This is a genomic window from Halogeometricum sp. S3BR5-2 (genome assembly GCF_031624635.1).
In the GTDB taxonomy this organism is placed as follows: Archaea; Halobacteriota; Halobacteria; order Halobacteriales; family Haloferacaceae; genus Halogeometricum; species Halogeometricum luteum.
Window position 1 is genome coordinate 271,866 of sequence record NZ_JAMQOQ010000003.1, and the last position, 25,582, is coordinate 297,447.

The 25,582-nt window shown below is 67.2% G+C and carries 20 protein-coding genes; 6 read left to right on the forward strand and 14 right to left on the reverse strand.

Translation table 11 applies throughout. The features are described 5' to 3' along the window. Positions 1-116 precede the first annotated feature (116 nt). Positions 117-1,307, reverse strand: coding sequence for a bifunctional sugar-1-phosphate nucleotidylyltransferase/acetyltransferase (glmU, locus tag NDI79_RS13220; protein ID WP_310928981.1), 1,191 nt, complete (start codon positions 1,305-1,307; stop codon positions 117-119). A 61-nt stretch (positions 1,308-1,368) separates the two neighbouring features. Continuing rightward, complete coding sequence (locus NDI79_RS13225) at positions 1,369-1,587, reverse strand: hypothetical protein (RefSeq protein WP_310928982.1); 219 nt, start codon at positions 1,585-1,587, stop codon at positions 1,369-1,371. A 1,282-nt stretch (positions 1,588-2,869) separates the two neighbouring features. On the opposite strand from NDI79_RS13225, the gene NDI79_RS13230 reads away from it, so the two are divergent. Beyond that, complete coding sequence (locus NDI79_RS13230) at positions 2,870-3,076, forward strand: hypothetical protein (protein WP_310928983.1); 207 nt, start codon at positions 2,870-2,872, stop codon at positions 3,074-3,076. Between the two features lie 33 nt (positions 3,077-3,109). Here NDI79_RS13230 and NDI79_RS13235 read toward each other — a convergent pair whose 3' ends face one another. Then, entirely contained in the window at positions 3,110-4,489 is a 1,380-nt protein-coding gene (locus NDI79_RS13235; RefSeq protein ID WP_310929299.1) for an NAD-dependent succinate-semialdehyde dehydrogenase, read from the reverse strand. Positions 4,490-4,637: 148 nt separating this feature from the next. Here NDI79_RS13235 and NDI79_RS13240 point away from each other — a divergent pair, with 148 nt between their 5' ends. Both NDI79_RS13240 and NDI79_RS13245 read left to right on the forward strand, forming a co-directional pair. After that, positions 4,638-4,787 (forward strand): hypothetical protein, encoded by a 150-nt coding sequence (locus NDI79_RS13240; protein WP_310928985.1) that lies wholly within the window; start codon positions 4,638-4,640, stop codon positions 4,785-4,787. Positions 4,788-5,268: 481 nt separating this feature from the next. Continuing rightward, entirely contained in the window at positions 5,269-6,294 is a 1,026-nt protein-coding gene (locus NDI79_RS13245) for a glycosyltransferase family 2 protein (RefSeq protein WP_310928986.1), read from the forward strand. A gap of 82 nt (positions 6,295-6,376) precedes the next feature. On the opposite strand, the gene NDI79_RS13250 is transcribed toward NDI79_RS13245, so the two are convergent. The 3 genes from NDI79_RS13250 to NDI79_RS13260 all read right to left on the reverse strand — a co-directional run bounded on the left by NDI79_RS13250 (position 6,377) and on the right by NDI79_RS13260 (position 10,143). Further along, positions 6,377-7,018: an HAD family hydrolase gene (locus NDI79_RS13250; RefSeq protein WP_310928987.1), complete on the reverse strand. Its 642-nt coding sequence runs from the start codon at positions 7,016-7,018 to the stop codon at positions 6,377-6,379. A 69-nt stretch (positions 7,019-7,087) separates the two neighbouring features. Further along, a complete protein-coding gene (locus tag NDI79_RS13255) occupies positions 7,088-8,485 on the reverse strand; it encodes a sulfatase-like hydrolase/transferase (protein ID WP_310928988.1) in 1,398 nt (465 codons plus the stop codon). A 143-nt stretch (positions 8,486-8,628) separates the two neighbouring features. Next, a complete protein-coding gene (locus NDI79_RS13260) occupies positions 8,629-10,143 on the reverse strand; it encodes a lipopolysaccharide biosynthesis protein (protein ID WP_310928990.1) in 1,515 nt (504 codons plus the stop codon). Between the two features lie 189 nt (positions 10,144-10,332). Between NDI79_RS13260 and NDI79_RS13265 the strand changes: the two genes are divergently transcribed. Beyond that, positions 10,333-11,331 (forward strand): glycosyltransferase family 2 protein, encoded by a 999-nt coding sequence (locus NDI79_RS13265; protein ID WP_310928991.1) that lies wholly within the window; start codon positions 10,333-10,335, stop codon positions 11,329-11,331. A gap of 103 nt (positions 11,332-11,434) precedes the next feature. Here the strand turns inward: NDI79_RS13265 and NDI79_RS13270 are convergent, their stop codons facing one another. The 4 genes from NDI79_RS13270 to NDI79_RS13285 form a co-directional block, all read right to left on the reverse strand. Further along, the gene (locus tag NDI79_RS13270) at positions 11,435-14,038 is read right to left on the reverse strand and encodes a hypothetical protein (protein ID WP_310928992.1); all 2,604 of its coding nucleotides are present in this window, start codon (positions 14,036-14,038) and stop codon (positions 11,435-11,437) included. Positions 14,039-14,310: 272 nt separating this feature from the next. Continuing rightward, entirely contained in the window at positions 14,311-15,927 is a 1,617-nt protein-coding gene (locus NDI79_RS13275) for a hypothetical protein (RefSeq protein WP_310928993.1), read from the reverse strand. Between the two features lie 30 nt (positions 15,928-15,957). Further along, positions 15,958-17,556: an alkaline phosphatase family protein gene (locus NDI79_RS13280; RefSeq protein WP_310928994.1), complete on the reverse strand. Its 1,599-nt coding sequence runs from the start codon at positions 17,554-17,556 to the stop codon at positions 15,958-15,960. Between the two features lie 335 nt (positions 17,557-17,891). Continuing rightward, the gene (locus tag NDI79_RS13285; RefSeq protein WP_310928995.1) at positions 17,892-19,787 is read right to left on the reverse strand and encodes a hypothetical protein; all 1,896 of its coding nucleotides are present in this window, start codon (positions 19,785-19,787) and stop codon (positions 17,892-17,894) included. 449 nt (positions 19,788-20,236) lie between these two features. On the opposite strand from NDI79_RS13285, the gene NDI79_RS13290 reads away from it, so the two are divergent. Together NDI79_RS13290 and NDI79_RS13295 are read left to right on the forward strand one after the other, a co-directional pair. After that, positions 20,237-20,479 carry a hypothetical protein gene (locus tag NDI79_RS13290; protein WP_310928996.1) on the forward strand — a complete coding sequence of 81 codons (243 nt, stop codon included), beginning with the start codon at positions 20,237-20,239 and terminating at the stop codon, positions 20,477-20,479. 5 nt (positions 20,480-20,484) lie between these two features. Then, positions 20,485-21,498 carry a glycosyltransferase family 2 protein gene (locus NDI79_RS13295; RefSeq protein WP_310928997.1) on the forward strand — a complete coding sequence of 338 codons (1,014 nt, stop codon included), beginning with the start codon at positions 20,485-20,487 and terminating at the stop codon, positions 21,496-21,498. Between the two features lie 36 nt (positions 21,499-21,534). Here NDI79_RS13295 and NDI79_RS13300 read toward each other — a convergent pair whose 3' ends face one another. From NDI79_RS13300 to NDI79_RS13315, 4 genes are all read right to left on the reverse strand, one after another. Then, complete coding sequence (locus NDI79_RS13300; RefSeq protein WP_310928998.1) at positions 21,535-22,407, reverse strand: polysaccharide deacetylase family protein; 873 nt, start codon at positions 22,405-22,407, stop codon at positions 21,535-21,537. Continuing rightward, entirely contained in the window at positions 22,408-23,277 is an 870-nt protein-coding gene (locus NDI79_RS13305) for an FkbM family methyltransferase (RefSeq protein WP_310928999.1), read from the reverse strand. A gap of 1 nt (position 23,278) precedes the next feature. Then, on the reverse strand, positions 23,279-24,418 hold the full coding sequence (locus tag NDI79_RS13310) for an FG-GAP repeat domain-containing protein (protein WP_425499603.1): 1,140 nt from the start codon (positions 24,416-24,418) through the stop codon (positions 23,279-23,281). A 66-nt stretch (positions 24,419-24,484) separates the two neighbouring features. Next, positions 24,485-25,447, reverse strand: a complete 963-nt coding sequence (locus tag NDI79_RS13315; protein ID WP_310929001.1) for a sugar phosphate isomerase/epimerase family protein — start codon at positions 25,445-25,447, stop codon at positions 24,485-24,487. Positions 25,448-25,582 lie beyond the last annotated feature (135 nt).

The window sequence follows — 25,582 nt, forward strand, 5'->3', positions numbered from 1 at the left end:
CCTTTCTCTTTTCCCCTCACCGGGAGACGCGCGGCGTGGCCCCCCACGTCCGCGCACCGTTCTTCGACAGCGAAAGTCGCAGGATAGTCAACGGTCTGCGCCGACCGCACCGATCCTCAGCGGTCTCTCGTAACCGACTCGCCCGGCATCACGGTCGCCTCCGGCGACAGCACGACGCCGGCGTTGAGGCTGCTGTTGATACCCGTCTTCACGCCGTCGCCCACGATGACGCCGAGTTTCCGGCGGCCCGTGTCCACGCGGCGTTCCTTCACCGTCAGCGTCACCGTCTCGCCGTCGTGGCGGAGGTTGGCGACTTTCGTCCCCGCGCCGAAGTTCACGTCGCGGCCGAGGACGCTATCGCCCACGTACGACAGGTGGCCGACCGTCGCGCCCGCCATGAGGATGCTGTTTTTCACCTCGACGGCGTGGCCCACCTTCGCGTTCGGTCCGACGACCGTCGCGCCGCGGACGTAGGCGTTCGGCCCGACTGACGCGCCGGACCGGACGAGCGCCGGACCGTCGATGACGACGCCCGAGCGTACCACCGCGCCCTCCTCGACGACGACCGGACCGTTCAGTTCGGCGTCCTCGCTCACCTCGCCGTCGACGCGCGTCTCCACCTCTTCGAGTTTCCACTCGTTTGCTTCTAACAGCTCCCACGGTCGGCCGACGTCGAGCCACCGGTCGAACGCGACGGGCCGTACCTCGTAGGACTCACACGCCCGCGAGAGCACGTCGGTCAGTTCGAGTTCGCCGCGCTCGGACGCCTCCACGTCGAACAGCCACTCGTGGGCCTCCTCGGGGAACACGTACGCTCCGGCGTTGATGAGGTTCGACGGCGGGTCGCTCGGCTTCTCGACGACGCCCGTGACGTTGCCTTCGTCGTCGGTCTCCAGCACGCCGTAGGACGTCGGGTCGTCCACCTCGAAGGACCCCACTGCGGGGCCGCTGTCGTAGAGGTCCGAAAGCGACGGGACGTCGTAGAGCGCGTCGCCGTTCAGAACGGCGAACGACCCGCCTTCGAGCACCTCCAGCGCCGACCGGACGGCGTCGGCGGTTCCGAGTTGCTCCTCCTGCACCGCGTACTCGACCGGCACACCGGCGTACTCCTCGCCGAAGAACGAGCGCACGTCGTCGGCCTCGTACCCGACGACGATGACGAGTTCCGTCGCACCGGCCTCGACGGCGGCGTCGACGGTGTGCGCGACGAGGGGTTTTCCGGCCACGGGGAGCATCGGTTTGGGCCGCGAATCGGTCAGCGGCCACATTCGCGTGCCAACGCCGGCGGCTAAGACTACAGTCTGCATACGGCCTCCTACGAGGGAGCACGGAAAATCTATTTGTTTGCTACGCGGGACCGCCGTCCGGTTAGGTCGCGTCTACGGCGTCCATGACCAGTTCGAGCGCCACGCGCGAACGCCCCTCCGAGATGAGCGTCCACGCGCTGTCGGCCACCTGGTCGTTGATCCGTCCCGACTGCTCGAGACCGGTCACGATGCTGGGCACTTCGCTCTCGTACCACTCCGCGGACGCGCCGTCCGCCACGTCGAGACTCCCGGCGTAGCTCCGGTCGTTCGGGGTACTCACTGCCGGCACCTCGCACCGCGACCGAACACAGCGTTCTGGTCCATGAATGATGTACACTATCTTCCCACATAGTTACCCGCCCGAACATTCGCTTAACACCAGCCTAGTAATTTCAAAGAGTTCGTCAGTTGCTATTTATATTCTGAGCGATGAACAGAATTGTGAGACGCCTCGAAGTGCCTGCCGCACCCGGGCGAGGACGCCCACCGCGTCCGAAATTCGGTTCGGTCGACGCGGATACGTCTCGATACCGGGGAAAAACTCGTATCGAGCGGGTGCCGTCACCCGCTTCGATCGCAGTCTGGACACAGCGTCGTTACGGAGAGAGCCATCGTTCCGGTCACCTGTCGGGAAACCGGCGCGCCGCACTGCGTACAACGCGGTTGGCTCGTATCGCCTTGAGTCATCGCGTCCCATCCTACACCCTCACACGGTATGGTTATAGGGACACTGCGACAGCCCGGATTACCTCGTTCTTTTCTGACTATTCCACCACTCGATAGAAGTCTTCGAACCGGTTGACTCCTCCTCTGACAATCTCCCTCGCCGACCGTTCGACAATCCTGAAAACAACTCTCGGTCGTTCGACGGAGAGTTTAAACGGGCCACTTAGGAGAGCTAAATCAGGAGTTGAGAGGCTCCACGAGCGTTCATTTCGCCGCCGCCCCGGTCACACCGAACAGACGAGTTCTCGGGTCCTCGACCGGACGACTCCCGCCCTCGTTCGGTGCGCTCTCGGTTGACTGTCGCGCGGCCGTCTCCGACTCTCCTCTTCGTTCGGTCCAAGAAGTACTATCCCGATGACCGGCGCTCTATATCTCTGAGAATACATTCAATAACAACTGTATGTCTGTAAGGGTAATCATTCGAGATCTGATTAGAGGACGAACCCGAGGAGGGCCGAACCCGTACGCTGGTCCGGGATGACCGACTACGAGGCACAAACGGCTACGCCGTCAGTCGGCAGTCTCAGGTGACGCGTCGAGGAGTACTCACCGCACGATATAACGCATCTCCAAGGGGGAGAACGGTGCTCCGAAGCGATGCGTCCCGCAAAACACCGGATTCGACTCCGTGCAGTGTCCCGTTCGTGGTCCGGGGGCGACGGACGGCGCCGGTATCGAGTGTACGGAATGCGGAACGACTCTCCGCGGTCGTCTCGGTCCGGTGCCGTCGTCCCGTCTCCGGACGCGCGCCCTGTATACTCCCGGCCGGATTGCCGAACGGTCGGAAACGGAGACCATCTAAAGAGTTATTACGTCTCGTGACACACGCTAACACGATGCTACGACTCGCGTCCCGTCCGCTCGCTCGCCTCTTCGGCCGCACCGACTCCGGGCCGGAACCGTGTCCGTCGTGCGGGTTGCTCCTCGGGAGGGGAGGGAACGCCTCGTACCACTGCGACGTGTACGGCGCCGCGCGCGTCGAACGCTGTCCGGAGTGCGAGGAGACGCTGTCGGTCCGCTCTATCGTCCCCACGACCGTCTGACTCGAACGCGGCGCGAAGGCCTTTTTCGAACCGCTACTCGTCGCCGACGCCGTGCTGGACGAACACCGTCTTCCTGTTCACGAACTCGTGGATACCCTCGACGCCGAGTTCGCGCCCGTATCCCGACTGTTTTATACCGCCGAACGGGAGACGGGGGTCTGACTTCGTGAGTTCGTTGACGAACACCGCGCCGGACTCGACGTTCGCGGCCACCTCCTTGCCGCGTTCGAGGTCCTCGGTCCAGACGCTTCCGCCGAGTCCGTACTGCGAGTCGTTCGCCAGTTCGATGGCCTCCTCCTCGCTCTCGACGCGGAAGACGGAGGCGACGGGGCCGAACAGTTCCTCGCATCCGCCGGGGGAGTCGCGCGGTACGTCGGTCAGCACCGTCGGGGGGTAGAAGTAGCCCTCCCGGTCCATCGGTTCGCCGCCCGTCTCCACCGTCGCACCCATCTCCACCGTCTCGTCGACCTGCTCTTGCAGGTCCGACATCAGGTCCTCTCGGGCCTGCGGGCCCACGTTCGTCTCCTCGTCCTTCGGGTCGCCCACGTCGAGCGCTTCCATCTCCTCGACGAACTTCTCGACGAACTCGTCGTACACGTCGTCGTGGACGATGAAGCGCTTGGCGGCGATACAGGACTGCCCGGAGTTGATGGTTCGGGCCTGCGCGCCCGTCTCGGCCGCCTCGTCCAACGGCGCGTCGTCGAGGACGATGTACGGGTCGCTCCCGCCGAGTTCGAGGACGCTCTTCTTCAGGTTCTCGCCGGCCTGTTCGGCGACGGCGCGCCCGGCGGGTCCGCTCCCAGTCAGCGTAACTGCGCGCACCCGGTCGTCGGCGATGATGTTCTCCACCTGCTCGGAGTCGACGAGCAGCGACTGGAAGACGCCCTCCGGGTAGCCGGCGTCGCGGAGTACCTCCTCGATGGCCAGCGCGGACCCCGGCACGTTCGAGGCGTGCTTCAGGAGACCGACGTTCCCCGACGTGAGGTGCGGGGCCAGGAAGCGGAACACCTGCCACAGGGGGAAGTTCCACGGCATGACCGCCAGAATCGGACCCAACGGGTCGTACCGGACGTACGTCTCCGCGTCCTCCGGCCCCTTCACCGTCTTCTCCTGGAGGTGCTCGCCCGCGTGTTCGGCGTAGTAGTCGCACACCCACGCGCACTTCTCCACCTCCGACCGCGCCTGCGAGATGGGCTTGCCCATCTCCTCCGTCATCAACTCGGCGTACTTCTCCTCGTTCTCGCGGAGCACGTCGCCCGCGTCCGCGAGCAGACGGCGGCGGTCGGTGAGCGACCGCTCCCGCCACTCCTCGAAGGCGTCGTCCGCGCGGGACAGCGCCTCCTCGACGTCCGCCTCGCCGTGTTCGTCGTACTCCTCTCGGACCGACTCGGTGTATGGATTGACGCTCTGCACGGTGAGTTCCTCTACCGTAACGCCTCGAACGGCGCGGGCATAACTCTCGGGGCCGTCGGAGACGCCTCGCCGCGGGCCGCCAATTCGCTCCGTCACATTCCGTCGTCCGGCCGTCATTTTTACCACCGAACTTCACGTCTCCTACCTCGTGTCGTGTCAAACCACCATCGGTTGGTCGCTCATCACGTCCGGCATCGTGACACTCCTGTTGGCGTATCTCCCCTACCCGTCGCTCTACTGGGGAATCGGACTGCTCGTACTCGGCGTCGTCGTCTTCGTACTGCGACGCCTCTTCTGAGCCGTCGCATCCGCGGGGGCACCCGGCTACGCAGGGCCGGCGGTTCGGTCGACGAGGGGCCGTTCGCTCGGACGGCGACCGTCCCGCCGGAATTTCACGCGTGGTTACGAACCGCATAACCGGATTCGCGGGCCGAAATACGGGCGACTGTTGCCGGATGATTCCAGACGAACAGGTTCGGACCTCCGTACGCAAATCAGTTCAATTACATGAATCTCCCCGTGTAGAACTAATACGCGCCGGGTCGCGTGCCCCCGAAAATCGACGTTCGTCCGACCACCACTCGAGGGAAAGTCGACTCCCGTCGCTCCGACCGCGTTTCGAGCGACGTAACGGGATCGTATCGAGAAAAACTAGGGCATAACAAAGTCTCTCTCTGCCTGATTTGTAACCGAAGGCCGCATCGGCGGCGTCGACCCTCCAACCGTACGGCGTTCGGAGTTCGGTCGGAGCGCCACCACGGGGACGGCCACCGAGAATTATGTACAAAGGAAAACGAATCGCAGTCGTCGTACCAGCCTACAACGAGGAGGGATTCGTGGGGCGGACTATCGAGAGCGTCCCCTCCTACGTCGACCGAATCTACGCCGTCGACGACGGATCGACCGACGGCACGTGGAACGAGATTCAGACCACGGCGGGGCGTCTGAACGAATCGTCGTGCGACCCCATCGCCGCCGACGGCGGCTACCGGGAGGGGGCGCGCGTCGTCCCCGTTCGACACGGACGCAACAGCGGCGTCGGCGCGGGTATCAAGACCGGCTACTACCGCGCGATGGAGGACGACGCCGACATCGTCGCCGTCATGAACGGCGACGCGCAGATGGACCCTGCGGTGCTCCCGAACTTTCTCGACCCCTTGGCCGAGGGACGTGCGGACTACGCCAAGGGCGACCGAATCAGCCGCCGGGAGAACGTCGGCGAGATGAGTACGTGGCGGTTGTTCGGGAACAAACTGCTCACGCGCCTCACCAACCTTTCCAGCGGCTACTGGAAGACCATCGACTCGCAGAACGGCTACACCGCCGTCACCACCGAGATGCTCGAACGCATCCCCCTGGAGGAGGTGTACGACCAGTACGGCTTCCTCAACGACATGCTCACGACGCTGAACCTCGACGACGCGCGCGTCGTGAACGTCCCGCACAGAGCGGTGTACGGCGACGAACAGAGCGGAATCGTCTACCGCCGGTTCGTTCCGAGCCTGTCGGGGCTGCTGTTTCAGAACTTCCTCCGCCGCCTCTATCACCGCTCTCGGGAACGCTCCTACCAGCCCGCGGTGGTCGCCTACGTGGCCGGGATGCTCGGGATGCTCCTCGGCGCCGCGGCGACCCTCCGCGGCGTCTCGCGCGTCCTCCGCCGACGGGACGACGCCTCCGTCCTCCGGTCGCTCGGCGGCTTCCTCCTCGGCGCCCTCGCGTTCGCCGCAGGGACGCTCTTCGACCGGCGCGCCAACGCGCCGCTGGAGTTGGGTTTCGAGACCGACATATCCGAGTACGACGACTGAGCGGAGCCACGTTCGGAACCCTCTTGGTTTTCCTCTCCCTCTCGCCCGCGAGAATCACTTACTCCGCTTCGTTCGTCCGACGTCAGTCCAAGAGCGCGAGCAGGAGCGTCGCCAGCGCCTCGGTGTCCTCGGCGGCGACGGTCGCGTCCGGCCGGTTCTCGGAGCCGACGTACACCGTCTCGAACCCGTGCTCGTCGGCGGGGGCGATGTCCGCCTCGTAGTCGTCACCGACCAGAACGAACGTGTCGGCGGGCAGCCGTTCTTTGGCCGTCTCGAACATCTCCGCCTGCGGTTTCCGCGCTCTCACCTCGCTGGAGACGACGAGTTCGTCGACCCACTTGTCGAGACCGAGCACCTGTAGCTTGCGCCGCTGTACCGTCTCGTTGCCGTTCGTGAGCACCCCGATATCGTGCCGCCGCGAGAGGATATCGAGGAGATTCCGCACTTCGGGAGCGACACGCGCGGAGGTCACTTCGGTGCGCACGAACGCGGCCGCCAGCATCTCCGGCCGACCGACCAGGTCGTACTCCTCGCAGACGGCCTCGAACGCGCGCTCGTAGGGGTCGGCGGCGTACGCGTCGAGGGCGTCGTCGAGGGCGTCGGAGAACGCGTCCGTCATCTCCGCCGTCGTCTCCGTCGGGACCGATTGGTCGAACCACGCCGCGAAGGGAAGCGCGTAGTTCACGAGAGTGCCGTCTAGATCGAAGTAGACGCTCGTCGTCATCGTTCCCTCGACGGTCCGTATCGGAAAAACAGTTTCCGCCGCTGTCGTCGGTTCCTGGGCATCGTCGGCTCAGAGGTACCCCAGGTCTTCGAGGTGGGCGCTCATCGACTCGTCGAACTCCGCGCGCTCCTCCCGTTCGGACCGCGGCAGTCCGTGAGCGCTCATCCACGCCTCGAACCGCTCCGCCAGTTCCGCCCGCACGTCGGGGCGGTCGGCGGCCACGTCCGTCGCCTCGTCGGGAAGCGCGAACAGTTCCTCGCCGTCGTCGCTGCGCTGGTAACGGTAGTCCTCGGTTCGGAGGCTGGTCAGGTCGCCGGCGTGGTAGCGCGAGGGGTCGAACGAGTCGTCGCGCGCTCCGATGATATCCATCTTGTGCGCGTGGCGCTCGCCGCCCCGTTGCGTGACGGCGAACTCGCGGCTCCCCTCCCGTAGGTCGACGCCCGCAGGAACGTCGGCGTCGACGCCCGCCGCGGCGAGCACCGTCTTCATGGCGTCGGCGTGCTGGACGAGTTCGTCGTGACGCCCCGTCAGACCGTCGACGCCGGCGACGACGAGGGGGACGTGCGAGACGGCGTCGTCGGCGACGACCATGTGCGCGAGCATCCCCTTCTCGCCGAACAGTTCGCCGTGGTCGGAGGTGACGACGACGATTGGGTCGTCCAACTCCTCGTCGGCGCACCCGACGATGCGACGGAGTATCTCGTCGACGTAGCGGATGCCCGCGTCGTACATGGCGTGCAGGGCGTCCCACTCGTCCTCGGAGAACGGCGCGCCGCGGGCGATGTAGCCGTGGAGGTCGTCCGACATCTCCATGGCGAACGACAGGGCCTCCTCGACGGACATCTCGAAGCCGTCGGCGTACAGGTCCTGGTACGGTTTCGGCGGGTAGTAGGGGTGGTGGCTGTCCCCGAGGTGGACGTAGAGAAAGAGGTCCTCGTCGTCGCGGGCCGCCTCCCGGATGCGCCGCCGGGCGATGGCGTCGCTCAGGTAGCCGATAGAGTGTTTCGCGGTGTCGGTGGTGTACCCCGCCGAGTGGGAGTTCAGCTTCGTGAGATACCGCAGCACCGTCGCCGCGCCGGCCTCCTCGACCAGCGTCGACTTGCCGAGATACTGGAATCGGTCGAACCCGCGGGCGAGCCCCGTCGCCTCGCTCAACTGCGGGTTCGGCGAGACGCAGACCGTCCGGTAGCCCGCCCGCTGAAGCGCCTCGGGGACGGTGGGAACGTCGCGGGACAGGCGCGCTTCCCCCGACCACGTTCGGTGCGCCGAGGAGGGCAGACCGGTGAGAATCGACGCGCTCGACGCCCGCGTCCAGACGTCGTGCGAAAAGCAGTTCGAGAACGCCGCGCCGTCGGCGCGTTCCCCGACCGACCGGAGGAACGGCGCCGTCTCGCGGTGGTACCCGCCGAGAGCGGTGTGGTCCTGACGGACGCTCTCGAGGGTGACCCAGACGATGTCGCGTGACATTTGATGAGGTGTACGTGCGACTCCAGGGTATTAATTCGTCAGCGGCTAACGCCGGACCCGCGGGGGGTCGAGGCCGGCCGTCGGCGTTCGCCGCACGTTCGGCCCCGGTTCGTCGTCCGTCCGTCGTTCGTTTCCCGCCCGTCTCAGCGGCGGGCGCTGGCGACGATACCGCGGATGTTGCTGCTGATCCCCCACTGGAACCACCGATCGATGAGGGCGACCATCGCCACGTAGACCACCGCGCCGACGACGATGTTTATGACGAGTTCGGCTATCGAGGGGAGCTGAAGGGCCGAATCGACGTACCAGACGACGCCGGCCATGACGGTGCTCGCGACGATCGGATAGCCCATCTCGCGCACCGTCTCGAACGGGCTGATGTTCAGCATCGAGGAGGCGAGGTAGATGTCGATCGGCATCATCGGGAAGATGTAGATGACAGTGACGACGGCGGCGGTGCCGGCGATGCCGTAGCCCCACATCACCGTCACCGGGTAGATGGTGACGGCGATGAGGAGGACGCGGAGGCCGCCGAGTTTCGCCAGGATGTCCGGCCGACCCGTCGCCTTCCAGATGGGACCGAACGTCTGACCGAGCGCGCGCAGGAAGCCGTAGCCCGCGAGAATCTGCATCGGGAGGATCATCTCCGTCCACTGATCGCCGAGGAACACCTGCACGAAGTCGGGAGCGACGACGGCGATGCCGAAGGCGACGGGCGCGGAGATGAAGGCGTTCACGCGGAGCGTCTTCCTGAACGCGTCCCGGAGTTGCGCCGTGTCGTTCTGGAGCTTCGAGAACGCGGGGAACATGACGCTCGAGATGACGCTCGTCAGTTCGGTCGCCGGCGCGTTCGAGAAGCGGTAGGCGTACTGGTAGAACGCCAGCGACGCGGTGCCGAGAAAGGCGCTGACGAAGGCGTCGTCGCCCTCGCTGTAGAGGAAGTAGAGGATGGAGGAGCCGGTTATCCACTTCCCGTAGTTGATGAGTTTCCCCGCGGACTCGCGGCTGAAGTCGAGATTCGGTCGGTACTCGTGCAGGAGGTAGGAGCCGCCGAGTCGGACCACGTCGGCCGCCACGTAGCCGGCGGCGAGCGACATCGCCGTCGGTTCGACCAGGGCCCACCCGATGGCGACGACCACCGTCGCGATGTCGCCGCCGACCCGGTAGACGAACTGTTTGTGGAAATCGAGGTTCTTCTGGAAGTACACCATCCCGGGGTTGCGGAACCCGAGCAGCAGCGGCGACAGGCCGATGACGCGGATGAGCGTCGTCGTCTCTCCGATCAGGTTGTCGCTGAGGAGGTTCGCGATGAACGGCGCGGCCGCGTACAGCACCGAGAAGATGAGCAGACCGCGCGCCATCTCCAGTATCCACACCGTGTTCAGGTGTTCGTCGACGTTCTCGTTCTCGTCTTGAACCAGCGCGGCGTTCAGCCCCACGTCGGTGAACTTCTGGATACCGCTCAACGCGAGGAGCGCGACGCCGACCAGCCCGATCTGCTGCGGACCGATGAGGCGGGCCAGGACGACGAGCATCGCGAGTTGGAGGGCTCGACCGAAGGCGTTCTGTCCCATCGCCCAGATGGCGCCCTTGACGACGCGTTCGGTGGTCCCGCCGGAAGGGATAAGACGGCTGAGAAGTTCGCGGAGTCGGCTCACCGCCGACCCTCCGCGCACACACGAGATTGCATTCTCTTCCTAAAGCCGGGGTGGCCGGACCTATCGTTATGGCGCTGGTAATGCTGGCCATTGTCTATCGTTCGCGGGCTCCTTTGCCGGCGGTCGCCGTCCGGTTCCGAGCGATTAGTGAGCGTCGAACAAAGGCCGTCCCGGTCGAACTCCGATTCGATGAGTCACCGCTCGGACCAGCCGTTGGTCTCCGTGGTCGTCCCCGCCTACGGCCGCCCCGAGTACCTCGACGCCGCCGTTGAGAGCGTCGCCGACCAGACGTACGGTCCGGTCGAACTCCTCGTCGTCGATGACTGCTCGCCCGACCCGATTCGGCCCGTCGTCGACGCCGCCGAGACGGGCGGCCTCCGCGAGGTCCGCGTCCTCAGACACGACGTCAACCGCGGCGCCTGCGCGGCCCGGAACACCGGCATCGAGGCCGCCCGCGGCGAGTACGTCGCCTTCCTCGACGATGACGACTACTGGCGACCCGAGGCGGTCGAACGGCGAGTCGACGCGTTCGAGTCGGCGGGCGAAGCGGTCGGGTTCGTCTACGCCGGACAGGAGTACGTCACGACCGACGGCGAGACGACGAACTACCGCGTCCCCGAGACGCGCGGGTGGGTCACCCGCGACCTCTTCCGCGGCGCTCCGCTCTGTCCGTTCTCCTCGGTGATGGTCCGTCGGTCGGCCGCCGAGGCGGCCGGCCCCCTCGACACGCGCTTTCCGAGTTGGCAGGACCGCGAGTGGTATCTCCGCCTCTCGGAGGTGTGCGCCTTCGAGGCCGTCGCCGACCCCCTCGTCGTCCGCCGGGTCGACTCCCACGGGAAGATAAGCGACGACTACGAGCGGAAGCGCGACGTGTCCTACCCGCTGTTCTTGGAGAAACACCGCCCGCTGGCTCGGAAGTACGGCAAGCGGCACGAGAACGCCCTCGTCGCGGCGCAGTCCCGGTCGCTCGCACACTCGGCGATAGAGAACGGCTACCACGCCGACGCCGTCCGCCTCCTGCTCCGAAGCGTCCGGTACGACCCGACGCAGACGTCGTCGTACCCCCTGCTCGCCGTCTCCCTCGGCGGCGAACGCACCGTCGACGCCGCCCGTCGACTGAAACGGTTCGCCGAACGACTCCGCGGCCGGCGCGAGTTCCGAACGTCCGGCTCCGAGACGAACGTCTGAGACGCCCGGGTCTCCGCGAAAACGAAAGCAGCGGGTCGCGGCGACGCGCCGCGGCCGAGAACCGTGAGCCGAGGGCCGAGGACGGCGCGTCGAACCTCGCCGTCTACCGACCGAAGTTCACGACCGCGTCGCCGTTTATCTCCATCCGGGTGACGCTACCGGAGAAGCGGTAGCCGTCCTTCCCGGCCCCAACGACGCCGACGACGGCGCCGTCCATCACCTTGTCCTCCAGCGAGTCGAAGGAGTCCTCCCCGTTCGCGACGCTCAGGTCGGGAGCGGCCTCGATGTCGCCGGTGACGTAGACCTTGTACGTTCCGGGCGCCGCCGTCCGCTCCCCGTCGATGACGAGCGTGTTCGGGAGGTCGTCGTTGTCGCCGAGGTCGGCGGGGTCGACTTCCGTGCCGTTGACCAGCACCGTCGCGTCGCCGGTCAACTGGAAGTCGGTTATCTCGCCGGCGTACACGTACCTGTCCTCCTGGTCGGTGACGGCGCCCTCGGCGCTCTTCGTAGCGACGTTCCCGGAGAGGTCGTCGGTCTCCTCGGGGGAGACGGCTATCCCCTCGGACACCGTGACCGTGTACGTCGCACTGCTTCCGACGCCCTTCACGGTGAGCGTGTTCGGCAGGTCCGTCGCCGGGTCCGTCGGGGCGTCCTCGCCCGCGTCGTACTCGTACTTCGCGGCGTCGATCTCCGTCCCGTTGACCTTCACCGTCGCGTACTCGCCGCCCTCTATCGAGAGGTTCGTGATTTCGCCGGTGTAGTAGAACACGTCCGTCCCGTCGGTCGGTCCGACGGCTCCCGCGGCCGTCTGGGTGCCGGCGGTGTCTTCGAGTCCCGCGCCGCCGTGGGCGATTTCGCCGTCGACGCTGACGACGTACCTCGTCTTGCCGCCGCCGGTGCTCCTGACGACGAGCGTGTTCGCCGAGAGCAGTTCCGGCGTCACCCGCGTCGACCGGGAGCCGTCAGCCGTCTCGATGTAGTAGTTCGCGTACTCGCCGCCGGAGACGGAGAACTCCGCGACGTAACCCTCGTAGAGGTAGCTGTCGACGCCCGACTCGGGTCCGACGCTGTCGGTGACGGTGTTGTTCTCGACGACGCCCTCCGCGTCCGCGGCGGGCAGCATCCGACCGCTGGTCCGCAGCGTGTACTCCGTCTTGCCCCCGCCCGTGCTCTCGACGCGGAAGCGGTACGGGAGGTCGAAATCCGAAGAGCCGTCCGAATCCCCCGTGCCGTCGTCTTCGTCGGACGCCGAACCGCTCGGCGTCGCGTCGGGGAGCGACGGAAGCGGGCAGCTATCGCCCGAGGTGACGCCCGAGGTGGTGACGCTGCCGTTCCTGAACGTCGTCGACCGACCGCCGACGCTGACGTTCGTGTTCTCCACGACGGAGCCGTCGCAGTCGTCGAGGAGGATGCCGTCGTTGTCGTTCGGCGAGGAGATGCAGCAGTTGCGGATGACGGAGTTCGGACGCCCCTCGAAGCACATCGCGGCCCTGTCCCACGACTCTCCGGTGACGCTCACGTTCTCCAGTTCCATCGCCAGCGGTTCGCCCGCCTCGTCGGTGGGGTTCTTCGCGTAGATGGGGATGGCCCGGCCGTCGTCGACGCGGACGCGCGTGTTCTTGATGACCGCGCCGCCCGTATCAGAGTTGATGTAGATGCCGGCGAGCGCCTGCTCGGTGTTCCGGATGATGATATCGCAGTCCTCGATGACCGGTCCGGAGAAGCGGCGGTCGGCCGTCTGCGCCCAGATGGCGCGGTTGAGTTGGACGTTCTCGCCGTCGTTGTACGTCGACTCCATCTTCTCGTTGCGGGGGTCCCACTCGTCGGTGTCCATTACGACGGTGCAGCGCCGGATGGCCGAGTCGCGCCCCGCGGTCCGAATCGCCGTGTGGACGACGTTCTTGAAGTAGCCGTCCTCGATGATGTAGTTCCCGTCGCCCTTGCCGGTGTAGATGCCCGACTCCGATCCGTTGTGTATCTCGACGTTTCGGAGGTAGAGCGTCCCCCGGTGACCGCGTCCCGACCAGATGTCGAGCGAGGAGTGCGGGTAGCGCTGGAACTCCGTGGGGCCCGTTCGGTAGAGGCCGTCGACGATAGCGACGCCGTCGGGGTCGGTGACGTTCGAGGCGAACATCTGCGGTCCCGAGGGCGTCCAGCCGTCGTACTCCACGTTGATGAGGTGGAAGTCGCGCTTGATGTTCCCGCCCATCCCGACGCTGGTATCGTAATCCTCCAGTCGGTCGATGGTGAAGTCCTTCAGGACGACGCCCGCGGCGTTGTTGAAGTTGACCCACTGGAAGCTCTTCCCGGTCGGCGGGACGAACCGAACCTCCGAGCGGTCGCCGGCGACGCCGACGATACCCGTCCGGTTCTCCAGACGAACCCGCTGGGTTATCTTGTACTCGCCCGCGGGGAACTCGACGAGCGTCCCCGCGTCGCCGACGGCGGCGGCGAGTGTCTCGTCGATTCGGCGGCCGCCGCTCGGGTCCATTCCAAGGTCGTCGACGGCGTTCACCACGCGGTCGAACGCGACGCCTTCGCGTTCGACGCCCGCCGCGGCCGACGTCGACGCCGCGCCCGCGCCGGCGACGACGGCCGCGGTGGCCGCGCCGAGTCGTAGCGCGTCGCGTCGTCCGAGTAGTCTCGCTCCGCCCGTTCGTTCGTTCGCCTCGCCCGCGTTTCGAGATTCAGCCGGTTGTTCTGCCATGGACGTTCTCTTAGTATATCATTAAGAAGATAAATGCATCGATTATTCCGGTCTCGAACGCGTGGAAATGATGTTGTTCGAACTCTGATCTTCAGGAAATTTTATATTTTCTCTGGCGACGCTTCGATAGACATTCTACGGCTGTTCACGGCTTTTTCACCGCACTATGCGGTGTCTTTCGATTATAGGGTCCCCGGCAAAAAGTGCGATTAATAGGCGATTAAAACACCGAATTCGGCGTTTCACAGGGAACGGCACGTTCGCCGTGCGGGTCACTCGCCTTCGAGTACGTTCCCGTAGAGATGGCCGTCCGTGGCGCTGATGACGCCGAAAGTGTTCGCCGTTCCGCCGTCGATGCAGGTCGCCCCCGATAGCGTGCTCGCGAGTCGACGCGCGTCGATGTCTTCGAGCGAGGACGACTGGAGGCGTTCGAGGTTTTTCAGCGTCGCGAGACAGTCGACGTTCTCGCCGACGTTGCCCGAGATTCGGAGGGGGTAGCCGCCGGTGAGCACGTCGGCGCCCGAGATGACCGTCCCCGCGCAGTCGTCGAGGACGATGCCGTCGACGTTTTCGCCCGGGAGGTCGATACGCACGTTCGAGATTCGTGACCCCGGCCGCCCCGCCATCACGAACGCGGCGGTGTTCCGCGCGTTGCCGGATATCTCGATGTTCTCGAACGTCATGTTCCAGGGCTTCGCGGGCCGGGTGTGGTTCGTCGCCGGCCTGTCGACCAAGATGGTCCGGTAGGGGGTATCGTTGTAGAACCGGCAGTTCCGCACCGTCGCGGCGCCCTGACTGTGTTCCATCATCAACAGCGCCTCCGTCCCCGGAGACGCGCGGGCGATGACGGTGCAGTCCTCGACCAAACCGCCGGTGTAGCCGTACTCGCCGGACTGGAAGTGGATGCCGCGCGCGCCGTACCACGTCCCACGGTTGCCCGGCGTGCGGTCGTTCTGGTCGATGACGACCGTCGTCCCCTTCACGTACGACCCGTCCCCGGCGATTCGGACCCCGTCGCCGTAGTTGTTCTTGAACAGACCCCCCTCGACGCGGACGTTGCCGGGACACTTCGAGGCGTACATCCCGTGTTCGCCGCCGTTCTCGATGTGGAGGTTGCGGTAGTACACCGTCCCGAGGTGGGGGCGTCCCGTGAACACCGTTATCGCGTTCCCGGGGTAGTGCGCGAAGTCCTGCGGTCCCTTCCGGACGAACGTGTCGACGACGGCGACGCCGTCGGGGTCCGTCACGTCGACGATGAGACCGTTCGCCGCCCCGGACTCCGAGTCCTGCCGCGGGTTCGATCCCGCCTTCTCCACGTTGTGCAGTTGGAGGTTACGGTCGATGACGAACGCTATCCCGATGGAGCGGTCGAACTTCCGCCCCTGCTGCATCGTGAAGTTCTCGATGAGGATGTCGTGTCCGCCGTGGGCCATGATCCACCGGAACGACCGGCCGGCCGGCAGCGTGAACTGCACGCCCTTCCGACTCGCGCCGGTGCCGACGATGCCCCACCGAGAGAGCGACTCGATGTCGTGACGCCGCCGGACGAGGTAGTCGCCCGGCGGCACCTCGATGAGCGTCCCGCTTTCGAGGTCCTCGTCGAGCGATTCGTCTATCGCCTCCCGGCCGTTCGGGTCCCACCCGAGGTCGTCGACCGCGTCCACCACCCGGTCGAACGTGATTCCCCGCCGCGTCTTCCCGGACCCGCCGCCGCCCCCGCCGGTCGGCGTATCGGTGGGAGTGGAGGTCGGAGTCGGTTGGTCGGGCGTAGCGGGGGAAACGTCGCCCTCGCCGCAACCGGCGAGCGAGGCGACGCCGACGCTACCGAGGGCGCCGAGGAGGCGCCGGCGCGAGTACGACCGACGACCGTCTCGTTCGTCGCGTGTCATGTTCGTGTGTTCGTTCGAGCCCCGTTCTTCTCACTCCATGTAACCCAGACCGCGCAGCCGGTCTTCGACGGTCTCGGTATCTGTCTCGTTTGCCGCCGCTCCGTCCCGTCTCGCGTACTGTGCGGTCTCCACGTCGGTCGTCGCGGGCACCGACCCGGGAGCGAAGACATCCGAGAGGACGCCTCCGTCGGCGGCGTCGGGCACCTCGCGCCCCAGCGAGTGGAGGACCGTCGGCGCGACGTCGACGACGGCGGCGTCTTCGACGTGCGTCCCGGCGCGCACGTCGTCGCCCCACGCGAGGAAGATGCCCTCCGAGCGGTGGTAGGCGGCGATTCCCTCCGCGGGTTCGACCGGCGTCGCCGCTAGCTTGGGCTTGACGTGGTATCCGTCCTTCGCCTCCACGACGACGTCCGGCGCGTCCGGGTCGTTCGGGAACAGGTCGTCGCCGTCGCTGACGGTCAGGAGGGGGTCGCCCGTCTCGGGGTCGGTCGCCGCTTCGAGGACGCGGACGACTTCCCCCTTCGTTCGCTCCACGGCCTCCGGCGGTACGGTCCCCCGCTCGAAGCGTCGGGTGTCGTTGACGTAGACGCTCCCGAGGCCGTGCAGGAAGGCATCCGTCCGCTCGAAGTTCACGTCGTACAGCCCGTGGCTGCCGGGGATGCGCTCGCCGAAGAAGTCGACGACCGGTTTCGGGAGCGTCTGGACGAGTTTGTCGTCCGTGACGCCCAATCGCTTGAGCGTCCCCATCACGCGGTCCTTGTTCAGACCGACCTGCGAGAGGGCGCCGCGCGTCCCTCCCTCGTCCTTTGCGGTCAGCAGTTCGGCGTCCGCGAGAATGCGGTTGACGCTGATTATCTTCTCGATGGGCGCGAAGCCGTGGTCGGAGACGACGTAGAGGTTCGCGTCGCGCTTCTCGCAGTACGCCATCACGTCCCCGAGGATGTCGTCGAGTTTTTGGTAGTGCTCGCGGAGCGTGTCGTCGTCCCAGACGAGATGTTGGAGTCGGTCGGGGGCGACGTAGACGAAGAAGAACAGCCGCCACGCCTCGTTCTCCATCAGCATCTCCATCAGTTCCCGCCGCGTCCGCATCACCTCATCGAGATCCGCGAGAAACTCCTCTTCGCGGCCCGCGTAGTCGGCCCACGTGATATCTATCTCGTAGTCCGGGACGCGCGCCTCGAACCGCTCGCGGAGCGAGTCGGGACTGACGGCGTCGTCGTCGTCGAGTTCCGGCGTCATCATCCCGCTGACGATGCCGCTGTCTTCGCCGGGGTCGCTCGTCGGATACGTCATCGGGACGTTCGCGGCGACGGAGGGGGAGACGAGTTCCCACAGCGGCGGTTGGCGCACGTCCGCGCTGGAGTAGGGGACCTGCTTGTACGAGGAGTCGAGCTTCATGAACTCGTACAGCCCGTGTTTGTCGGGCCACGTGCCGGTCGCGATGGAGGGCCACGCGACGGGCGTATTCGCGGGGGTCGTACTCCGGAGCGGACCGGACGCGCCCTCCGCCCGCAGTCGCTCGAAGTTCGGCAACGCGCCGTCGTCCATCAACCCCTCGAGGAGCCCCCACGGGACGCCGTCGAGGCCGAGGACGAACGCCCGGCGCGATTCGTCGTGCGTGTCGTTCACTGTGCGTACCTCGACACGAATCCCGCTTAGTTATGGAGGGTATTCCCCCGAAGCGGCGCCGACCGCCGGTTTCGGCGCCCGTCGACTCGCGGACGCGGCGGCCCCCGGCACCCGTTCCCGAGTCCGGCTACCCGAATCATGAATATACAGCCACGCCTCCCTTACAGACCGCGCCGTTACCTATGGTCGCCCTGTCCGGCGTCGCCTCTGGCGAGACAGGGCAGTTGGTCCCCGTCGTTCTCTCGTTCGCGCTTCCGCTTCGGCTACCGGCTCCGTTCTTCCATCCGCTGTCGACGTCGAGCGGCGGCGTCGGTTCGACCGTTCACCGTCGACCGTCAGGCCGTTTCCTCGGTCGTCTCGGTGGGTTCGAGGCTGTACCCGCGCTGGTTGACGTAGTAGGTGGCGAATTCGCCGTTCGTCTGTACCAGGGAGAGCCGCGGGTTCGCCCCCTGTTCGATGCGCTCGAAGTCCTCTCTGGTGTACCGGAGTTCCTTGAAGCCGAGCACCTCCCTGTCCCTCGCCACCTCCGAGACGACGAGGTAGTAGAACGGCCGCTCCGCACTCGACCCTCGGTAGCGGGTGACGTTCTCGACGCTGCTGGCGGCCGGCCCGCTCAGACTCCACTGCAGGTCGAGGTCGTACGGGTCGTTCAGCGCGTCGGTGAACCGCCCCGGTCCGTGGCGGATGCCGGCTATCGCGGCCCCCTCGGCGCGGTGTTCGAGCGTCGCGTCGTAGCCGACGAACTGCTGTTCGGTGCTGTGCGACGTCGGGTGGTACATGTACGGCGACGGGAAGAACGCCACCAGGGAGAGACACATCGTCGCCACCACGAGGACGACGACGAGCGGTTTCGCCTTCCCGTCGAGGACGCCGCCGAGGCGCTCGGAGAGGTGATACAGCGCGATAGAGCCGACGACGGCCACGAGTATCATCGCGAAGCCGAGATGCCGGAAGAAGTACTCCGAGACGTCGCCGACGAACGTCGCGGCGAAGAGGGGGCCGAGCGTCAGCGCCGACGCGCCGATGTACGTCACGGCGGCGTTGCTGTCGCCGTAGCGCTCGCGCACCACTCCGTACGCGACGGCGGCCGCGAGACCGCCCGCGAGGGCGATGTACGCGGTGTTGACGAGAAACAGCTTCGCGAACAGTTCGGTGAGGCTGACGCCGATGGACTGTGCCGACCCGCCGCTGCGGCCGACGGCCTGTCCGGCGCCGCTCCCGGTCTGGAGAAACTCCATGGCCGACGCCAGCACGTTTCGCGCGTAGATGTAGGTGTGTCTGTACTGGGCGGCCCACGCGACGAGGAGGGCGAACAGGAACAGCACCTGCCCCACGAGGAGCCGGTGGTGCTGTCCGCCGCCGTCCGTCGCCGCCGGGTGGGAGACGCGGACGCGGCGCCGCCACGCGATACCGACGGCCAGAATCGTCCCCATGAAGACGAGGACGTTCACCGCCACCTGCGGGTGGAAGAACACGTTCGCCGTCACCGCGATGGGTAGGACGAGGCTGGCGGCCGAGAGCCACTCGGGAAGCGCCGCGTCCTCCGCGGACCGGGTGAGGTGTTTGAACAGGAGGTAGAGGACGAACGGGAAGTACAGCGTCGTCAGCGTGTAGGCGTGAAAGTGCGGATGCGTGCTGATGTTGTTGATGGGCATCATCAACATCGCGGAGAACGCCGCGATGACGACGGCCTTCGAGTCGGGGAGGACGACCCAGACGGCGAGGGGGACGAACACCAGCGTCACGAGCGACACCGTCAGCATCGCGTACATCATCCCCCAGCGGACGGGGACGCCCATCGTCTGCGAGAGGAACAGCGCGAGGGAGTGGCCCCCCGGATAGATGATGTCGAAGAAGCCGAAGTCGGGGCCGAGCATCTGCTTGGCCCACCCGAGGTGCGTCAACGCGTCGCCCGTCCCGTAGTAGTAGTAGCCGCGGAAGAAGGGGAGCGCCGCGAACGACATCGTGGCGAAGCCCGCGAGGCCGACGCCGGTGACCCGGCCCCAGCGACCGGCGTACAGGGCGACGACGACGCCGATGGTCGCCGCCGCGAGCACGCCGACCCAGAACGCGAGCGGCGTCGCGGCGTATATCGACACCTCGTAGCCGGTCGCGGGCTTCGACCGCGCCGCGAGGACGGCGCCGGCGACTGAGAGAAATCCGATGAGGAGGAGGGCTCTCGCCCACTTGGGAAAAGTCGAGGTGGAGCGTCGACGCAGCGAGGGCGACACGAGTGGTTAGCCCCCCGCCGTCGGCCGGTGCGCCGCGCTGTCTTCGAACCCTCCGGGGACCGCACTGCGGGCGAGCATCACGCTCGTCGGCACGGCCGACGCGACTTTGGTTATTAGCAGTGTAACGCGCCGACGCGTCCGGGACGGCCGAGACGACTCGTCCCGACACCGCTTCGGACTCCCGGCTTCGACGTCCTTCGGGGGAGTCGGAGGCCGCTCGATCCGCGGCGACGATGCCCGTGACTGGTTCACTGTCAGTCGATTGACCGGGTGAACTCAAGAACGTTGCGTCGTTTCACCGTGTATAACCATACCGCTCCCGGCCGTCGCGTGGGATATGCGCGAACGCGGCGACTCGAGAAGCGACCACGCGGCGCGCGGTTTCGCCGCGAGCGGTTCCGGTCGCCGTCTTCCGGACGTTGAAATGCCGGACGAGCGAAGTGGCGTGCATGGACGGACGCGACCGCGGTCGACCGCCGCAGAAGGGAGAGGAGTACAGCCACCCCGACGGGACGACGGAGGTGGTGTTCATGACCGAGGAGGGCCGCGTGCTCACCTTCCGGGAGTACCCGGACGTCGGGTCGTTCGACCGCTCGGTCTCCGGCGCGGAGTACCGCGGCGTGAACGCCGACGTGGCCACCCTCCCGGCGGCCTCCGAGTTCGCCGACTCGGAGGAGCCGACGGACGAGTAGTCGACGTGCGACCGGCGGAAGAGGGCGGCCCCACTGACGGTGCGAACGCCGACGGCGGAACGGCCGACCACGGTTCCGCGGACTCGGGTCGGGCGCCGACGGCCGGCCGATTCGCCGACCTCTCGGAGTCGCACCGCGCCGCCGTCGAGGCGGGGTTCGACGAGTCGCCAGCCGCCGCCCCGGCCGTCTCGCTGGTCGTCGTGACCTACCGAACCGACCGCGACGCGTTCGAGTCGGTGCTCTCGGCGCTCCGGTCGCAGACGGACGACGACTTCGAACTCGTCGTCGTCGACAACGGCGTCGAGTGGGACCTCGGCGCCAGACTCCGCGAAGTCGAGGGCGGCGCCGTGTACGCGGAACTCAGCCGCAACTGCGGGGTGACGCTCGCGCGGAACCTCGGCGCCCGCCTCGGCGACGCCGACCTCCTCCTGTTCCTCGACGACGACGCCGTGCCCGCGCCGGACTTCGTCGCGGCGCACCGGCGGGCGCACGCCGCGGTTGACGTCGTCGCCGTCCGCGGGCGCGTCGTCCCCCAGTCGCGGACGTTCTACAACAGCCTCCAGCGCTGGTACGACCTCGGCGACCGTCCGCGCCCCTTCCTATTGAACATCGAGGGAAACACCTCGGTCGCCCGAGACGCCTACCGGTCGGTGTCGGGCTTCGACGAGAAACTCGGCGGACGGGCGGGCCACGAGGGTATCGACCTCACCTACCGGCTTGTCCGCGCCGGCTACGGCCGCGAGAGCATCGTTTACAGCCCGGATCCGGTCGTCTACCACGACTACGCGACGAGCCTCCTCGGCTACCTCGAAAAGCGCGTCGTCGGCCGTCGCCACCGAAAGCGGCTCGCGGCACGGCGGCCGGAGCTGTTCGAGTTCGCGAGCGCGTACTCGCCGCCAGACGACGGGGGATTCGAGCAGTCGCCCGCGGAGCGGTTCACCCATCTCGCGCTCGACGCCGCTACCCGCCTCGGCAGCGCGGCGGTCGGACTGATGCAAGCGCTCAGAACCCGATTCTGATTCCGATTCCGATTCCGACTCTGGTCCTGATACCCCTCACTCGACGCACTCCGTGAGCCGCCAGCGGAGTCCGGAGAGGTCCCACCGCACCCGCCGTTCCGTCTCGTGCGCGCGGACGCGGGGGAGCCGGTACCGGTCCGGGGACCCGGCGTCGGCGCTCCCTCCTCCGCGAACGACGCCCGGCCGGGAGGTGACGGCCATCGCGTGTGACGCCCGGACCGCCTCGACGGCCTCCTCGGTGTACCGCCCGAACGGGTAGCAGAAGCGGTCCACATCGACGCCGAGTCGGTCTTCGAGTTCGTCGCGCGCGCCAACTATCTCCCGCTCCAGCGTCTCCGCGTCGCGGACGCGGCCGAGGTCGAGGTGCGTTCGAGTGTGCGTGCCGACGGTGACGAGGGGGTCGGCGGCCACCTCCCGCAGGCGGTCCCAGGACATCACGGCCGGGTCGGGAAACGACTCGTCGGCGAACGCCGCCGGGTCGTTGAACGACGCGCGTTCCGCGGGCGACTCGGCGAACCGGTAGGCGTGGCCGTCGGGGCCGCCGCCGACGAAATCGACGGGGACGAACAGCGTCGCCGGGATGCGGTGCTCGCGGAGGACCGGGAGGGCGTTCTCGTAGAAGTCGTCGAGGGCGTCGTCGAACGTGAACGCAACCCGCTTCCCGCCGCTCGGTTCGAGCACGTCGGGCAGGTCGGCGGCCTCGAAGTGCTCGGTGACGTACGCCACGTCGCGCCGGAACCGCTCGATGGAGACGTTGCCGTAACCCGCCGGCCGGCCGACGGCGTGGTACGCGAGGATGGCGTTCGACTCGTCGGGGTAGAGCCGCGAGAACCCGGTCGCGGCGTCGAGTCGTTCGAGGGCGTCGAATCCCGCACGGACGGCGCGCCGCGCGAGCGTCCGCTCTGCCACCTACGACTCCCGGACGGCGGCGAGGAAGTGGCCGCCGTCCCAGTCGACTAGTCGCTCGACGGTCAGCCCCGCCGATTCGAGCACGTCGCGTATCTCCTCGCCCTCGTCGCCGCGGCTGAAGTGCTTCTCGTAGACGTTGACGTAGACGGTGCGACAGCCCAAGAGGGCGTGTCGGAGGCCGCGAAGCACGTCGAGTTCGGCGCCCTGCACGTCGACTTTCAGCACCGTCGGCGCCGGGACGCCGTCGGCGACGAGCGAGTCCCCGCGGTCCGTCTGCACCGCCACGCTCCGCCGCGCGGAGTCTCGATCGAGGACGCCGAACGCGCCCGTCCCGTCGGGGCTGCTCACGCCGAGTTCGGCCCGGCCGCACTCGTCGTCGAGGGCGAGGCGGCGAACCGTCGCGTCCCGGCCGTTCCGTTCGAGGTTCTCTCGGAGTCGCTCGACGTTCTCGGGGTGCGGTTCGATGGCGACGACGCGCTCCGGCGGGAGGCGTTTCGCCGCGAGAACGCTGTAGACGCCGACGTGTGCGCCGACGTCCCAGAACACGTCGTCCCCGTCGCCCCCGAAGAGCGTCTTCACGAACCGCTCCAGCACGGTCCGGTCGGGGTCGGTACGATATTTGGCGAACCCCTCGTACTCGAACCGCGTCGACACCTTGAACCGCGTCTCCTCCTCGCCGACGCGGAACACGACTTCGTCCGGGAGGACGACCGCGGCCGCGCGGTTCGTCGCGTCGGTGAGCGCGTTCGTGAGACCGCTCCGCCGGGCGGCGTCCGCCAACGACGTCCCCGCGATTCGGTCGACGGCGGCGCGGCGCGCGGCGTCGACGCCGCCGCGGACGCGCGCTCTGACCTCGTTTCTGAGCGACATCTCAGCTCACGTTGAACCAGGCGTCGACGTGCTCTTCGGTGTAGGACTTCCCGACGATGTCCAACTTCCCGTCGCCGTCGAGGTCGACGAGTTTCGCCTCGTGCGTCGCGACGTCCTCGACGATGACCTCCTCGTCGAACGTCCCGTCGCCTCGGTTCCAGAAGACGAACTGTCGGGGGGTGTGCCCCTCCTCCAGACGCATCTCGGCCACGTAGATGTCCTTGTTCCCGTCGCCGTTCAGGTCGGCGACCTGCAGGCTGTGGGGGTTCGAGAGGTCGTCGTGAACGACGGTGAGGTCCCAGTCCGGCGGGTCGAACACGCCGAGGCGGGCCGGTCTATCCTCCTGATAGGGCAGGTCGCCCTCCGTGATGATTATCTCCTCGTCGCCGTCGCCGTCGATGTCGTCGACGACGAGGCGGGTCCAGTCCCAGCCCTCGGCTATCTGCTCGCGCGTCCACGTCCCGTCGTCCTCGCGGTGGAACACGTTCGCGCCGGCGACGATTTCGGGGGCACCGTCGCCGTCGACGTCGCCCACGTGCAGGCCCTCGACGTTGAGACCCTCGTGGACGACGTGGCGGTTCGCCACCGGCCACGGTTCGCGCCGGGGGTCCTCGGGGATGTCGTAGTAGAATATGAGTTCGCTCCGCTGTGAGGTGCAGACGACCTCGTCCTCCCCGTCGCCGTCGACGTCCGCGACGACGATGTCGTGGAACTTCTCGAAGTCGTCGGTGATGAGTCGGCGCGTCCACTCGTCTCTGGGGTCGTCGGGCTGTTCGAACCAGTAGAGGTCGTGCTTTCGGATGTTCTGCCCGGAAACGAGGTCCATCGACCCGTTTCCGGTGATGTCGCCGAGCGCACCGCCGACCGAGAGGTCCGGGGCGCGGGCAACGTCGTGCCGCTCCCACCCGGGGTTCTCGTACCAGAAGACGTTCCACTCGCGGCGGTGGATGGCCTCGCGGGACCCCGGCAGGAGACGCATCTCTATCTCCTTGTCGAGTATCGGAATCGTGACGGGGTACTCGCCGCCGAACGCCCCGATGAGCACGTCCGGGCGACCGTTGCCCGTCAGGTCCGTCGTCAGACAGAAACTCATCTGTCCGGACGGAGGGGCGTCGTCGAGACGACGATGCTGAAGCTTCATACGTGCCGTGAGCGCCGAGAACCCGATTGTAATACCCCGATTAACCGCGCGAAGGGGGCGTCTTCCTCAGTCGGCTGACCCGACGGTCGCGGCGTCGTCGGTCGATTCGTCCCCCGAACTACCGTCGCTCGGGTCGCCGACGAGGTCCGAGAGGAGGTTCGCGCCCTCGCACACCGTCCCGTACGCGTCCGCGGGGTCGTCGTGCTCGTAGACGAGCCATTCGGTCCCGCTCTCGCGCGCCGCGCGGGCGACGGACGCGAAGTCGACGACGCCCCGGCCGGGGTCGGCGCTCTCGAAGGCGCCGAATCGACCCGTCGGCGCCACGTCGCGAATGTGGACGAGCGGTACTCGCCCCGACGCGAGTTCGACGGCCGCAGCGGGGTCGAAGCCGGCGGCGGTCACCTCGCCCACGTCCACCTCGAAGAACAGGTCGTCGGGCGCGGTCCGCGCGATGAGGTTCCAGTAGCCGGAGTCGCTCGGAATCTCGCTCGCGTCGAACCGCGGGTCCGCGGCGCGGAGGCGGGCGAGTCCCCGCGCGCCCGCGTCGGCGAGGGCGTGCGGAAGCGGCGTCTTCTCGAACAGCGACCCGACCGCCCGGGGGACCATCGGGTAGAGGTCGTGCCGTATCGTGTGGTAGCCGAGGTCGACGTCGTGGGCGTCGAGTTCGTGGGCCACGTCCGCGATGCGATACGAGAACGCCCGGACCGCCCACCGCGTCCGGAAGTGATTGGCCGGGACGTGCGGAACGACGACCCGGTCGCAGCCGACGGTCTCCAACCGCTCGAACAGGTCGCCGCCGCCGTCGAGCGCCGCCTCTATCGTCGGGAGGTCGGCGTGCGCGGCGACGGGGACCACGCCCGTCTCCGAGAGCGCCTCGGCGACGGCGTCGGCGTCCGCCTCGAAGAAGCGGTCGGCGAACTCGACGCCCTCGAACCCGGCCTCGGCGACGCGGCGGATCACCTCGGGGAGGGGGTCCGAGGCCTCTCGGACGCTGTACAACTGTATCGCCGGACGTGGCGTACGCTCCATACGCCGCGGTGTCGCGTCCGCAGCATTGTAATGCGGCTACTAAGCCCGCGAACCGGCACGAACCGCCGGTAGACGGTCGGAGGCGCGCTCTCAGGGAACAGAGTTCACACGCGACACGGTCCTCCCCGGCGGCGG